This window comes from Subtercola sp. PAMC28395 (assembly GCF_018889995.1).
In the GTDB taxonomy this organism is placed as follows: domain Bacteria; phylum Actinomycetota; class Actinomycetes; order Actinomycetales; family Microbacteriaceae; genus Subtercola.
In genome coordinates, this window is the sequence record NZ_CP076547.1 from 1,110,231 (window position 1) to 1,122,724 (window position 12,494).

At 65.4% G+C, this 12,494-nt stretch carries 11 protein-coding genes and 1 pseudogene; 9 read left to right on the forward strand and 3 right to left on the reverse strand.

Features of this window, described 5'->3' with window-relative positions; all coding sequences use genetic code 11:
• Nucleotides 1–61: 61 nt before the first annotated feature.
• The 5 genes and pseudogenes from KPL76_RS05285 to phoA all read left to right on the forward strand — a co-directional run.
• A pseudogene (locus KPL76_RS05285) lies at nt 62–490 on the forward strand (DUF3151 domain-containing protein); the annotation flags it as partial.
• Nucleotides 491–639: 149 nt separating this feature from the next.
• A complete protein-coding gene (locus KPL76_RS05290; protein WP_216335435.1) occupies nt 640–1,929 on the forward strand; it encodes an adenylosuccinate synthase in 1,290 nt (429 codons plus the stop codon).
• 217 nt (nt 1,930–2,146) lie between these two features.
• A complete protein-coding gene (locus KPL76_RS05295) occupies nt 2,147–3,088 on the forward strand; it encodes a linear amide C-N hydrolase (RefSeq protein ID WP_216335436.1) in 942 nt (313 codons plus the stop codon).
• Nucleotides 3,089–3,247: 159 nt separating this feature from the next.
• Nucleotides 3,248–3,715, forward strand: a complete 468-nt coding sequence (locus KPL76_RS05300) for a hypothetical protein (RefSeq protein WP_216335437.1) — start codon at nt 3,248–3,250, stop codon at nt 3,713–3,715.
• Between the two features lie 164 nt (nt 3,716–3,879).
• Entirely contained in the window at nt 3,880–5,817 is a 1,938-nt protein-coding gene (gene phoA / locus KPL76_RS05305; protein ID WP_216335438.1) for an alkaline phosphatase, read from the forward strand.
• On the opposite strand, the gene KPL76_RS05310 is transcribed toward phoA, so the two are convergent.
• Together KPL76_RS05310 and KPL76_RS05315 are read right to left on the reverse strand one after the other, a co-directional pair.
• The gene (locus KPL76_RS05310; protein WP_216335439.1) at nt 5,783–6,379 is read right to left on the reverse strand and encodes a hypothetical protein; all 597 of its coding nucleotides are present in this window, start codon (nt 6,377–6,379) and stop codon (nt 5,783–5,785) included. The genes phoA and KPL76_RS05310 overlap by 35 nt on opposite strands.
• A 77-nt stretch (nt 6,380–6,456) precedes the next feature.
• Entirely contained in the window at nt 6,457–7,065 is a 609-nt protein-coding gene (locus tag KPL76_RS05315) for a maleylpyruvate isomerase N-terminal domain-containing protein (protein WP_216335440.1), read from the reverse strand.
• Nucleotides 7,066–7,150: 85 nt separating this feature from the next.
• Between KPL76_RS05315 and KPL76_RS05320 the strand changes: the two genes are divergently transcribed.
• The 3 genes from KPL76_RS05320 (at nt 7,151) to KPL76_RS05330 (ending at nt 9,048) form a co-directional block, all read left to right on the forward strand.
• Nucleotides 7,151–7,570: an organic hydroperoxide resistance protein gene (locus KPL76_RS05320; protein ID WP_216335441.1), complete on the forward strand. Its 420-nt coding sequence runs from the start codon at nt 7,151–7,153 to the stop codon at nt 7,568–7,570.
• Between the two features lie 97 nt (nt 7,571–7,667).
• Nucleotides 7,668–8,639 (forward strand): DMT family transporter, encoded by a 972-nt coding sequence (locus KPL76_RS05325; RefSeq protein WP_371733939.1) that lies wholly within the window; start codon nt 7,668–7,670, stop codon nt 8,637–8,639.
• Nucleotides 8,640–8,709: 70 nt separating this feature from the next.
• Nucleotides 8,710–9,048: a chorismate mutase gene (locus KPL76_RS05330; RefSeq protein ID WP_216335442.1), complete on the forward strand. Its 339-nt coding sequence runs from the start codon at nt 8,710–8,712 to the stop codon at nt 9,046–9,048.
• A 121-nt stretch (nt 9,049–9,169) separates the two neighbouring features.
• Here the strand turns inward: KPL76_RS05330 and purL are convergent, their stop codons facing one another.
• Nucleotides 9,170–11,449, reverse strand: a complete 2,280-nt coding sequence (gene purL, locus KPL76_RS05335) for a phosphoribosylformylglycinamidine synthase subunit PurL (protein ID WP_253202304.1) — start codon at nt 11,447–11,449, stop codon at nt 9,170–9,172.
• 353 nt (nt 11,450–11,802) lie between these two features.
• Here purL and KPL76_RS05340 point away from each other — a divergent pair, with 353 nt between their 5' ends.
• Nucleotides 11,803–12,447 carry a hypothetical protein gene (locus tag KPL76_RS05340; RefSeq protein ID WP_253202192.1) on the forward strand — a complete coding sequence of 215 codons (645 nt, stop codon included), beginning with the start codon at nt 11,803–11,805 and terminating at the stop codon, nt 12,445–12,447.
• Nucleotides 12,448–12,494: the final 47 nt, after the last annotated feature.

A 12,494-nucleotide genomic window follows, 5' to 3' on the forward strand; every position in this document is an offset into this window, starting at 1 on the left:
CGGCAGCCCTGGCTGAAGCGGGGCTTGGCCATCATGAGCAGGGCCCACGATAGGATTGAGTGTGACCGGCGAAAATCTTCTTGGCGTGCCCCCGACCCTGTTGGACCCCGAAGACGGAGTGGCCGAAGCGCTTTCTGTCGATCCTGACGAGACGCTTCCCAGCCGGGACGAGCTCGAAGCCCACGTGAGGCGGTTCCCGACGTCGTCGCTTCTCTGGGCGCTTCTGGCGGAGCGCGCGTTCGACGAGGGGCAGGTCATCCCGTCATATGCCTTCGCGCGAGTCGGTTACCACCGCGGCCTCGATGCCCTCCGCAAGGGCGGCTGGCGTGGCCATGGGCCGATCCCGTGGTCGCACGAACCGAACCGTGGTGTTTTGCGCTCCTTGTACGCGCTCCGCCGGGCGGCAGAGGCGATCGACGAAGTCGACGAGGTGACACGCCTCACAGAGTTTCTGACGAACTCCGACCCCACAGCGATCGAGGCCATCGAGACGGCCCAGTTCCACGCCTCGCAGCGCGCCGCCGCGGCCGAAACGGCGTCGCATGAAACAGGCGCGCCCGAAGGCAGCGCGCCCGACGCCGACACGCTTGAAACCAGTGAAGCCAGCACGCCTGAAACCAGTACAGAAGGACTCTGAGTATGCCTGCAATCGTCTTGATCGGTGCCCAGTGGGGCGACGAAGGTAAAGGCAAAGCGACCGACCTGCTCGGCAGCCGGGTCGACTATGTCGTGAAGTTCAATGGCGGAAACAACGCCGGGCACACCGTGGTCATCGGTGACCAGAAGTACGCGCTGCACCTGCTGCCCTCAGGAATCCTGACCCCGAACGTCACGCCGGTGATCTCGAACGGCGTCGTTGTCGACATCGAGGTGCTCTTCCACGAGCTCGAGGCGCTCAGCTCCCGCGGTGTCGACGTGTCGCGGCTGCTCATCAGCGCCAACGCACACGTCATCACGGCATACCACCGTACGCTCGACAAGGTCACCGAACGGTTCCTCGGCAAACGCCAGATCGGTACGACCGGTCGCGGCATCGGCCCGGCCTACGCTGACAAGATCAACCGCCTCGGCATCCGCATTCAAGACATCTTCGACGAGAACATCCTCCGCCAGAAGGTCGAGGGTGCGCTCGAGCAGAAGAACCACCTCCTGGTGAAGGTCTACAACCGCCGGGCGATCGTCATCGACGAGATTGTCAACGACCTGCTGTCGTACGCCGATCGCCTCCGCCCCATGGTCGCCGACACCTCGCTCGTGCTGAACCAGGCGCTCGACGCCGGCAAGACGGTGCTGTTCGAGGGTGGCCAGGCCACGATGCTCGATGTCGACCACGGCACATACCCGTTCGTGACCTCGTCGAACGCAACGTCGGGTGGAGCATCCACGGGTTCTGGTGTTGCACCGAACCGCATCGACAGGGTCATCGGCATCGTCAAGGCGTACACGACGCGTGTCGGTTCAGGGCCGTTCCCGACCGAACTGTTCGATGAGTCGGGCGAGTTCCTGCGGGCCAACGGTTTCGAGTTCGGCACGACCACGGGTCGCCCCCGCCGATGCGGCTGGTACGACGCGCCCATCGCGCGCTACTCCGCCCGAATCAACGGTGTGACAGACTTCGTGCTCACCAAGCTCGATGTGCTGACGGGCCTCGCGACGATCCCGGTGTGCGTGGCATACGACGTCGACGGCGTGCGGGTCGACGAGGTGCCTGTGTCGCAGAGCGACTTCCACCACGCCGTGCCGATCTACGAGGAGTTCCCGGGTTGGACCGAAGACATCACCGGCTGCCGTACCTTCGACGACCTGCCCGCAAACGCCCAGGCCTACGTGCTCGCCGTCGAGGCGATCAGTGGCTCGCGCATCTCGGCGATCGGCGTCGGCCCCGGCCGCGACGCCATCGTCGTGCGTCACGACCTGCTCGAGGGCTGATCCCTCCATCGACTTTCCCGAATGTGCACCGAAAAGCGCGAATAGCTGCACATTCGGGAAAGTCGATCGCACGCGTACCGTTGAGCGGGTACACACGGCATGTCCCGCAATCGGGTGGTCCCGACGAAGCGCAGCGTCGTCGGCGCTGGCGTCGCGGCGAGTATCCATCGGATGCTCGCTCCAAGCTCCAGCGCGCGGATCGGCTAGCGTTGCCACCATGTGCACTCGAATCTTCTGGAACACCAACGACGTTGCCAAGACGGTCAGCCGCTGCATGGACTGGGCTGTCAGCGACGAGCCCGACCTCTGGTTCATTCCGCGAGGCACTCCTCGCGACGGCGGCGGCAACGGCAGCCCGCACAGCTGGGTCTCCACGTACTCCAGCATCGTGGTGAGCATGTGGCGGCAGGGCACGGTCGACGGCATCAACGAGCGTGGCCTCGGTGCGCACGCCCTGTACCTCGACCCCGAGCCCACGATGTTCGCCGAGGTCGACAGCCGGGCATCCGTCGCCAACACCCTCTGGGTGCAATATCTGCTCGACAACTTCGCCACTGTCGCCGAAGCAATCGCAGCCGTCGACGAGGTGCGCATCTCGTCGAAGCTCATCCGCGGGCAGGAGATGGGCGTGCACATCGCCCTCGAAGACGCCTCGGGCGACTCGGCGATCATCGAACCCATCGGAGGCAGGCTCGTGGTGCACCATGGTGCCGAGTACACGGTCATGTCGAATTCGCCGACGATGGATGCCCAGCTCGCCAACCGCGCCAAGTACGCGCCGTTCGGGGGTGAACTGCCCCCGCCCGGCGACATCTCCTCGCCCGACCGCTTCGTGCGCGCGAGCTATTTTCTGCACTACCTGCCCGAACCGAAGACAGTGAGCCAGGCGGTTGCCGGAGTGTTCCACCTGATCCAGAACGTGGCCGTGCCGCCCGGAGCGCCGTACCAGGACGGCGGGGTCTACCCCACGTGGTGGGAAGCGGGCGCAGACCTGACGAACGGCGACTACTACTTCATGTCGACCATGAGCCCGAGCCTGTTCTGGGTGTCGATGGCCGAACTCAGAGACGGCCGCGAGGTGCTGTCACTGAACCCACGCGACGAGACGCTGGTGGGTGACGCGGTTTCGCGCTTCGCCCCGGCCGAACTCGTCTACTAGTGTGAAGCGTTCGAAAGCCACCCGCTCCGCTGGAGCAAGCAGACGCCTGGGGGACACTCCATAGTGTCGAAGCGACCGCCGACTTTCGGTCACCGAGAAACCGGACATCTCACCGAGTCCATGCTGCGCGAGTATCGGGCTCGCAGTCTCGTGGGTGCAGTGTCGGCCACACTCTGTCTCCTGCTCATCGCGACCATGCCGATCGCCCTCGCTGCCACCTTCGCCCATCGTGAAGTCACCGAGTACTTCGGCGACGGCGTCTTCGTGGCGCTGTGGTCGCTCGTCGCGCTTTCGTTGCTCCTCTTCGCCCGTGAGCTTCTCGAATTGCGACGCTACCGCTCCGTGGCCAGCTATCGCGGGCCGCGATTCGAGTTCTCCCCGGTGGCCGTGACGGTCTTGAAGGAGATCGAAATCCTTCTGCTGCGCGGGCTGCTGCCGGCACTGACGGCGGCCAGTCTCTTCGTCACCGTGCTTCGCCTTGCCTCGGCAGATCAGGCATTCGAGCAGGCCGGTTTGTTCGGCTACTACGTCTTCGCCTATTTCGCGCTCTTCGCCATGGTGTTCGTGGCGCTCACCGTTCGGCACCTCTACGTCGACCAGGAAGCGCGCAACTCTTTGGCGAACTAGGGTCTCGCGATCGCGAGGTTCGTCGAGGGGTCCAGCGCGAAAGTCGTCGCGTAGCCTCTCTCCGGTCGATGGGTGTTTACCCCCCGTTCAGGTGTCACGTGTGGGCTGACCTGACGCAGTCTGAATATGTGCTGCGAATTCGACTGTCTGAGGGGCACTTTGATATGAATACTCACAGAAAAACGCACAGATTCGGCCGTCGCGCTGCGCTGGCTGTAGCCGCGCTGGCGGTCACCGGATCGGCTCTCGTGCTTCCGGGCACGGCCTTCGCCGCACCAGACGATTTTGGCGGCGCAACTCGCAATACCGGCGACAAGACCGAGATGCTTCGCGACTCCATCGTGGACTCGCCCGCGAAGAACGTCATTCTGCTCATCGGCGACGGAATGGGCGATTCCGAGATCACCGCTGCACGCAACTACGAGTACGGGGCGGGTGGAGTGCTTCCCGGAATCGATGCGTTGCCCCTCACTGGCCAGTACACGACGTACTCCTTGTACAAAGACGGTGCGACAAAGGGCAAGCCGGATTACGTTCCTGATTCCGCTGCGACGGGCACGGCGTGGGCGACCGGCACGAAGACGTACGACAACGCCATCTCTGTCGACATCAATGGAGCGCCTCATGACACTCTGATCGAGATCGCCAAGGCGAACGGTCTGAAGACGGGCAACATCAGCACGGCCGAGATCGAAGATGCGACTCCCGCAGTGCAGGCCGCTCACGTCGCTGCCCGCAGCTGTTTCGGCCCCGCTGACCTTGCGAAGTGTGGCGCGGATGCAATTGCCGAGGGTGGGCTCGGCTCGATCGCCGAGCAGATCATCGACACTCGCGCCGACCTGACTCTCGGTGGCGGCTCGAGGAGCTTTGCTGAGACTGCGAACGCAGGGCAGTTCGAAGGCTCGACGCTGTTCGAACAGGCGAGCGATCGCGGCTATCAGCTTGCCGCGACGGGGCCGGAGCTGGCCGCCATCTCATCGGCGAACCAGACCGAGCCCGTGCTCGGCCTGTTCAGCGAAGGGAACTTTCCGACACGCTTCGCGGCAACAGCGGCGACGGTGGGTGGCGCAGATCTCGCCCCAACGACGTGCACTGCCAATCCCGAGCGACTCTCCGCTGATCTCTCGCTGAAGTCGTTGACCGACAAGGGAATCTCGCTTCTGAACAAAGACAATGAGTCGGGATTCTTTCTTCAGGTCGAAGGCGCGAGCATCGACAAGCAGGATCACGCTGCCAACGCCTGCGGCCAGATCGGTGAAACCATCGACCTCGATGAGGCCGTGCAGTCTGCACTTGCCTTCGCCAAAGCCGACGGCAACACCCTTGTCATCGTGACTGCCGACCACGCGCATACGAGCCAGATTGTGGACACGACACCGCCAACGTCACTCAGCACGGCGCTGTTGACGCATGACGGCACCACGATGAAGCTTTCGTACGGTACCGCTGGCCTCGGAGGCTCGCAGCAGCACACAGGCTCTCAGCTTCGTATCGCAGCTTACGGCCCGGGAGCTGCAAACGTCGTCGGACTCACCGACCAGACCGACAACTTCTTCACAATGTCTCGCGCGCTCGAGCTGAACCTCGACACTGCGAGCCTGAGCAAGGAGGCAACTGTTGCAGTGTCCAACCCGACGGTGAAGCCGGGTGCGGCTCTGACGGTGTCGGCTTCAGGATTCGCCGGTGACCGCCAGGTCAGTGGAACGGTAGCTTCTCGGCCGGTCGAACTCGAAGAGACCGATGTGATCGACGGCACGGCACGCTTCTCGATCACCGCGCCAGACGAAGTCGGTACGCACACGGTCACAGTCACTGGTACCCAGAGTGGCGTCGCAGCCAAGGTCACGTTCACGGTCGACCCGAACGCGTCGGCCCCGACCAGCACCCCCAGTGCATCATCCAGCGCATCGGCAAGCAACTCTCCGAGTCCCGTCGCGGCATCCGGGTCTGGCTCAGGCCCCGGCTCGACCGGCGGCTTCACAGGAATCAACCTCGCCTCGACCGGGGCGGTCGTGGTGCCTGTTCTGCTCCTGGGCGGGGCGCTCCTGTCGGTGGGCGCGGTGCTGATCATCCGCCGTCGCCGCGCGCAGCACGAGGTGTAACGCTGGCTGAGAAGTGGGTTCGTCGGTTGAGGTGAATGCTGCGCTGTGCCTCTTCTTCGGAGTTCGTTGCTCTCAGCTCAGCAAAATACTCGCCCGCGCCGAGAGTGAACTCAGCCTCCGTTTCGTTCGCAAGAGAGACGGTCGCTGGGTTCACTCCCGACACGGCAACGCGCACAAAGCCGGTGGCGGTGTCAGCCGGCCAGCGAGCCACCACTGCCACCTGGTGCGGTCGTCCGGTCGGTGCCGCATCGGCATGAGCGTGGGCCCGTGGGTCGCCGACGGCTTCGTCGCTCGGTGTGTCAGATGCTTCGCTCAGCGAGAACTCACCCCCCAGCGCGCGCAGGCCGACTCGCATTGTGATCGACACGGCGATGCTGATGCGCAGGCGGAACGCCGACGCGTCGGCCACTGCGATGGCGGTGAGTGAACCCACGCCGTGTCCCTGGGTACCCTCTCTGAGTGCCCCACCGGGTCTACCGAAGATCTCGGTGCCGTCTCCGGTGAGAAAACGGAGCGCCACAAGCTCGGCGACGTGCGTCAGGTGTTCGTTCCCAGAACTCACGGTGATCCCGACCTCACAACGCTCAGAACCGACAACACCGGGATCTCAATACACCGAGATCTCACAACACCCAGACCTCACAACACCGAGAAGCCCGGCGGCAGAGCTTCGCGGCCGGTGAGCGCGAGCAGGATCTCGTCACCGGAGCCGGCCCGGGCGCCGATGCGTGCGGCCAGGGAGGCCGCCTCGACGACACAGCTGATCGGCTGCCCATGTGGCTGCTCCACCGCCCTTCCGATGTCGAGCGAGTGCACGACAAGCTCGAACACGCGCGTGCGGAGGTATTCGCTCAGCGTGATCCCGTGGCCGGCGATGGCCACGACCCGGCCGGTCGGAGCCTCGGCAATGCTCGATTCTGCCCTGGCCAGGGCATCCGAGATCTTCTGCACCGGATGCTCGCCCAGCCACAGCCCCGCCTCGACGCCCCGTGCTTCGACCGCCGCGGGCTCGGTGAAGTCTGCGTAGATCACGCTGAAGTACTCCTCGGCGGTGGCGAGCCCGATGCGGCCCGGATCATCGTGCCCGAGGTACGTCTCGACGGTGAGGATGGCCCTGGTCGTGTGCCCGACGAGTGACCGCACCGACCACGACCCGAGGCCGGGCAGTTCCCATTGCGAGTCGTCGATTCGCGAGACGAGATCGACGAACGCGGCCGCCGACTGGTGAAACCTCGCGACATTGACCATGCCAACCATCGTGGCACAGACGGGCAATACTGCACACCGTTGATTCGTGGCTCCCCAGCTCGAGAATCTGTGATTGGCTGAATGCATGGAAGCCCTCTACACAGCAATTGCCCACGCATCAGGCGGAGGCCGCGACGGCCACGTTCGAAGCGAAGACGACCGACTCGACTTCGACACCCGCCCTCCGGTCGAGATGGGTGGCAGCGGGGAGGGAACGAACCCCGAACAGCTCTTCGCTGCGGGCTACGCCGCCTGCTTCCTGAGTGCCCTGCACGTGGTCGGCAGGCGCCTCGGCGTCGACACGAGCGATTCCGGCGTCTCCGCCAGTGTGAGCATCGGCAGCGACGGCAACGGCGGGTTCGGGCTGGCTGTCGAGCTCGACGTCTACATTCCCGGAGCGTCGCCAGAAGAAGCCAGGGCGGCAGCGGATGCTGCGCACGAAGTGTGCCCGTACTCCAACGCCACGCGGGGCAACATCGACGTGGTGATCACGATCGTCGAGTAGCGGGGTTCGGCCGGATGTGCGTCGGGTGACAGCATCCGCACTCTGGCGGCGGGAGCCCGGCATCGGCGGGCGACACTCTGGCAGGTAGTGTCTTGGAGTGACTGAAGCTGCTCCACCCGCACCTGACCCATCTTCGCAACTCACCGCAGAGAACCCACGACGCGGCGTCTCGGTGCTGGTGCAGTTCATCGCGATGGGGCTCGTCTGGGGCGGCAGCTTTCTGTTCATGAAGGTTGCCCTCATCGGCGTGGGTTTCGGGCAGGTCGCCTGGGCGCGCCTGGTCTTCGGCGCGGTGACGCTCGGTCTCATCGTGCTCATCGGCCGCTACCGGCTGCCTCGCGACCCGGTCGTGTGGCTGCACTTCTTCGTGATCGGCACCGTGGGGTCGGCCATCCCGTTCCTGCTCTTCGCCTGGGCCGAGCAGTATGTATCGTCGAGCCTGGCGAGCATCTACAACGCCGTGACACCGATCACGACGGCTCTGATGGCAACCCTCGCCTTCCGGGTCGAACGCTTGAACCGTGGTCAAGTTCTGGGCGTGATCATCGGAATCATCGGCACTGTGGTGATCATCGGGCCGTGGGGGTATGCAACCCTCTCGGGTGATCTCGTCGGGCAGCTCGCCTGCCTCGGAGCCGCGCTCTGCTACGGATTCTCGCTGAGCTACACCCGGCGGTTCCTGAGTGGCCGGTCGATTGCCGGGGTGCCGTTCGCCTTCATGCAGGTCGGCATGGGTGCGCTGGTGCTGCTTGCCCTCACGCCGGTTGTGGCGCTCTCGCCGGTGAACCTCTCGGGGCCGATCGTGCTGTCGCTGGTGGCGCTCGGCGCGCTCGGCACCGGCCTGGTCTACGTCTGGAACATCAACGTGCTCCGTGCCTGGGGCCCGACGTCAGCGTCGACCGTCACCTACATCACGCCGGTCGTCGGTGTGATCCTCGGCATTCTGGTGCTGGGTGAGACGTTCACCGTGAACGAACCGATCGGGGCTGCGCTGGTGCTGCTGGGCATCCTGCTCACCCAGAAGCGCATCAGACTCTGGGCTGCCACCAGCGCGCGTCTGCGTACCTAAGCCATCTGCGCAACGCCGCCACCTGGTGGCGCGCAACCGCTGAGTGCCGAAACGCAATACAGTTTTGACTATGGATGAGCACGGCCACGCGCCACACGACGACCCGACTGCAGGCACTGTCGATGCGCTCGAACGGCTGCAGAGCATCCGTGAAAGCATAGACAACGTCGACGCGGCGCTGATCCACATGCTGGCCGAGCGGTTCAAGTTCACGCAGGATGTCGGGCGGCTGAAGGCGGCGCATGGGTTGCCGCCAGCCGACCTCGAACGCGAGTCGCGCCAGATCAAGCGGTTGCGTGGACTCGCCGAAGAAGCGCACCTCGACCCGGAGTTCGCCGAGAAGTTCCTCAACTTCATCGTCGCGGAGGTCATCCACCACCACGAGTCGATCCGCGCGCTGGAGCTTTAGGCGAGCATCCAGTGGATGCCCGCCGCGACGCCAGCGCCGAAAGGGCTATGCCCTTTCGGGCTAACTCGATTGCGATTTACCCACCCACCCCGGCGACGCTCCCGACTGCTGGCTGAGAGACCTACGAAACAGCCACCGCAGACGCGAACCGCGCCGGCAGGGTGCCACGGTGCGTCTCGCGCAGCTCGTCGATGCCGATCGAGAAGTACCCCTGCACGTCGAGGGCCGCATCGAGCTTGTCGGTGACGCCGATGCGCAGCACAGGGTATCCGCGGCCGTCGCAGAGGCCCATGAACTTGACGTCGTCTTCGCGCGGCACCGACACGATCACCCGGCCCGTCGACTCGCTGAAGAGCGCCGTGGTGATGTCGACGCCGTCGCGCAGCATGAGCTCCTCGAGCCAGACGCGTGCGCCGACGCCGAAGCGCAGCACAGCTTCTGCCAGCGCCTGGGCGAGGCCGCCGTCGCTGAGGTCGTGGGCTGAGGCGAGCAGGCTCTGCATGGCGCCGGCGTGCAGGAGGCCGGCCAGGTTGGCCTCCTTCTGCAGGTCGACGACCGGTGGGCGCCCACCGAGGTGTTCATGGATGCTTCCGGCCCACGCCGAGCCGTCGAGCTCGGTCTTCGTGATACCGAGCAGGTAGATGTTGTTGCCCTCGTCCTGCCAGCCGCTCGGCACCCGCCGGGCGACGTCGTCGATCACGCCGAGCACGCCCACGACCGGGGTGGGGTGGATGGGCGCCCCGCCGGTCTGGTTGTAGAACGAGACGTTGCCGCCCGTCACCGGGATCTCGAGCGCGAGGCACCCGTCGCTGAGGCCGGCAACGGCCTGCGAGAACTGCCACATGACCTCGGGGTTCTCCGGGCTGCCGAAGTTGAGGCAGTCGGTGACCGCTGCCGGCACAGCACCGGTGACGGCGACGTTGCGGTAGGCCTCGGCGAGGGCGAGCTGGGCGCCGTGGTACGGATCGAGCTGGCAGTACCGGCCGTTGGCGTCGGTCGCGATCGCGAACCCGAGGCCTGACTCCTCGTCGACGCGGATCATGCCACCATCATCGGGGAACGATAGAGCGGTGTTGCCCATCACGTAGCGGTCGTACTGGTCGGTGATCCAGCTCTTTGAGGCGAGGTTTGCACTGCCGAGCAGGGTCAGCGTCTGGGCTCGGAGGGTCTCAGCATCCGTGGCCCTCGGCAGTACTGCCGCAGTGTCGGCCTGCAGTTTGTCGATCCAGGTGGGGTAGGTCACCGGGCGGTCGTACACGGGGCCGTCGACAGCGACCGTGCGAGGTTCGACGTTGACGATCTGCTCGCCGCGCCAGTTGATGATGAGGCGGCCGGAATCGGTGACTTCGCCCAGAACGCTGGTCTCGACATCCCATTTCGCGACAACGGCGAGAAAGGCGTCGAGCTTCTCTGGCTGAACGACCGCCATCATGCGCTCCTGGCTCTCACTCATGAGAATTTCTTCGGCGTTGAGTGACGGGTCGCGCAGCAGCACCTTGTCGAGCTCGATGTACATGCCGCCGTCGCCGTTGCTGGCGAGTTCGCTGGTCGCGCACGAGATGCCGGCTGCGCCGAGGTCCTGGATGCCCTCAACGAGCTTCTCGCGGAACAACTCGAGGCAGCACTCGATGAGTACCTTCTCGGCGAACGGGTCGCCCACCTGCACCGCCGGGCGCTTGGTCGGGCCTTTCGCGTCGAAGGTGTCACTCGCGAGGATCGACGCCCCGCCGATTCCGTCGCCGCCGGTGCGTGCGCCGAAGAGCACCACCTTGTTGCCCGCACCGCTCGCATTTGCGAGGTGGATGTCTTCGTGCCGCAGTACGCCCACGGCCAGCGCGTTCACCAGCGGGTTGCCCTGGTAGACGCTGTCGAAGTAGGTCTCACCGCCGATGTTCGGCAGCCCCAGGCAGTTCGCGTAGAAGCTGATGCCGCCGACAACCCCGTGCACGACGCGGGCGGTGTCTTCATTGTCGATGTCGCCGAAGCGCAGCTGGTCCATGACGGCCACCGGGCGTGCGCCCATGGAGATGATGTCACGCACGATGCCGCCGACGCCGGTTGCGGCACCCTGGAACGGCTCGATGTAGCTCGGGTGGTTGTGCGACTCGACCTTGAACGTGACCGCCCAGCCCTCGCCCACATCTACCACGCCGGCGTTCTCGCCGATGCCCACCATCAGGTTCTTGCGCATCTTCTCGGTCGTCTTCGAGCCGAACTGGCGCAGGTAGATCTTGCTCGACTTGTACGAACAGTGCTCGCTCCACATCACCGAGTACATGGCGAGCTCGCCGCTCGTGGGGCGCCGGCCGAGGATCTGCTTGATCTGCTCGTACTCGTCTTCTTTGAGGCCGAGCGCGGCAAACGGCTGCACCTTGTCGGGAGTGGCGATGGCAACACTCACGCTGTCGACCGGTGGATGCCCGGCAGAGCCCCCCGCACCGCGATCGTCGTTCGTGCGGGCGTCGGTCACGGGGCTGTCAGACACGCGGGTGTGCTCCTTCAGGGGCGGCAGTACGGGCGGCCCCAATTCTACCCGCGCTCCTCCTCGCGCCGCGCGGCGTCGGAACGAGCGGGCCGGGCGCACCACACGCGCAAGTGCGCGCAAACGTCCCCAAGGATGGCGGATTACGGACGCTTTCGCGCACCCGGCGCGGACGGTCGGGTCGGGGTCGGCGAGCAACGGGCCGGGCTTCGAGCCTGCCGGGCATCCAGGCGGAACGGGCATCCATTCGGCGCAGTGGTAGCGTGATCGGCGTGAGCGAGCCAGCTTCAGAGCAACCGCGCAGTGGGGTGGATTCCTCAGGCAGGCCGCAGCGAGTGCCATTGCCGTACCAGCAGCTGGGCGTGATCGTGGTGGGTGTGAGTCTCGCCGTGTGGTGGCCGGCGTTCACGCTGGGGGCGTGGGGGGAGATCTTCTTCGACAACCTGCTCACGGTCTGGGCTGCAACGACTGCAGCCTTCATTGTGGTCGTGCTGGTCCCGGGTGCCCGCAAGCGTCTCGGCTGGCGGTTGCTCACGCTGCTGCTGCCGTCGTTCTGGTTGGTGATCAACATCGCAGTGCCGGCCGACGGGGGCAATCTCGCCCTCGCGCTGGTGGCCCTGCTTGGGATCGGCGTCATTCTGCTGGGCATCCCGTTCACCATGTGGGTGCTCGCTCGGGTTGTCTGGCCCGATCTGTCAGACGAGGTGCCAGCGCGCGGAAAGCTGCTCGTGGTCTTCGCTGTGCTGCTCATCGCCGCTGGATCGTTCGCGCTCGGGGCGAACGAGTCGAAGTTCCTGACCTGCGAGGACTTTACTGTCAGCGGCAACTCCGAGCCCCCGGGCTGCGTGCACGCCGATGCTCCGGTGTCGTTCCTTCCCCCCGCGACCCTCGAGTCTTCCCCCGCCGCGACCCGCTAGCCCGCGACATTCGGAGGTGCGGGCAAACGTCCCAAAAGTGGGCCGTT

Coding starts and splice junctions, on each gene's coding strand:
- KPL76_RS05290 (WP_216335435.1), top strand. CDS start 640: ATGCCTGCAATCGTCTTGATCGGTGCCCAGTGGGGCGACGAAGGTAAA.
- KPL76_RS05295 (WP_216335436.1), top strand. CDS start 2,147: ATGTGCACTCGAATCTTCTGGAACACCAACGACGTTGCCAAGACGGTC.
- phoA (WP_216335438.1), top strand. CDS start 3,880: ATGAATACTCACAGAAAAACGCACAGATTCGGCCGTCGCGCTGCGCTG.
- KPL76_RS05315 (WP_216335440.1), bottom strand. CDS start 7,065: ATGGTCAATGTCGCGAGGTTTCACCAGTCGGCGGCCGCGTTCGTCGAT.
- KPL76_RS05320 (WP_216335441.1), top strand. CDS start 7,151: ATGGAAGCCCTCTACACAGCAATTGCCCACGCATCAGGCGGAGGCCGC.
- KPL76_RS05330 (WP_216335442.1), top strand. CDS start 8,710: ATGGATGAGCACGGCCACGCGCCACACGACGACCCGACTGCAGGCACT.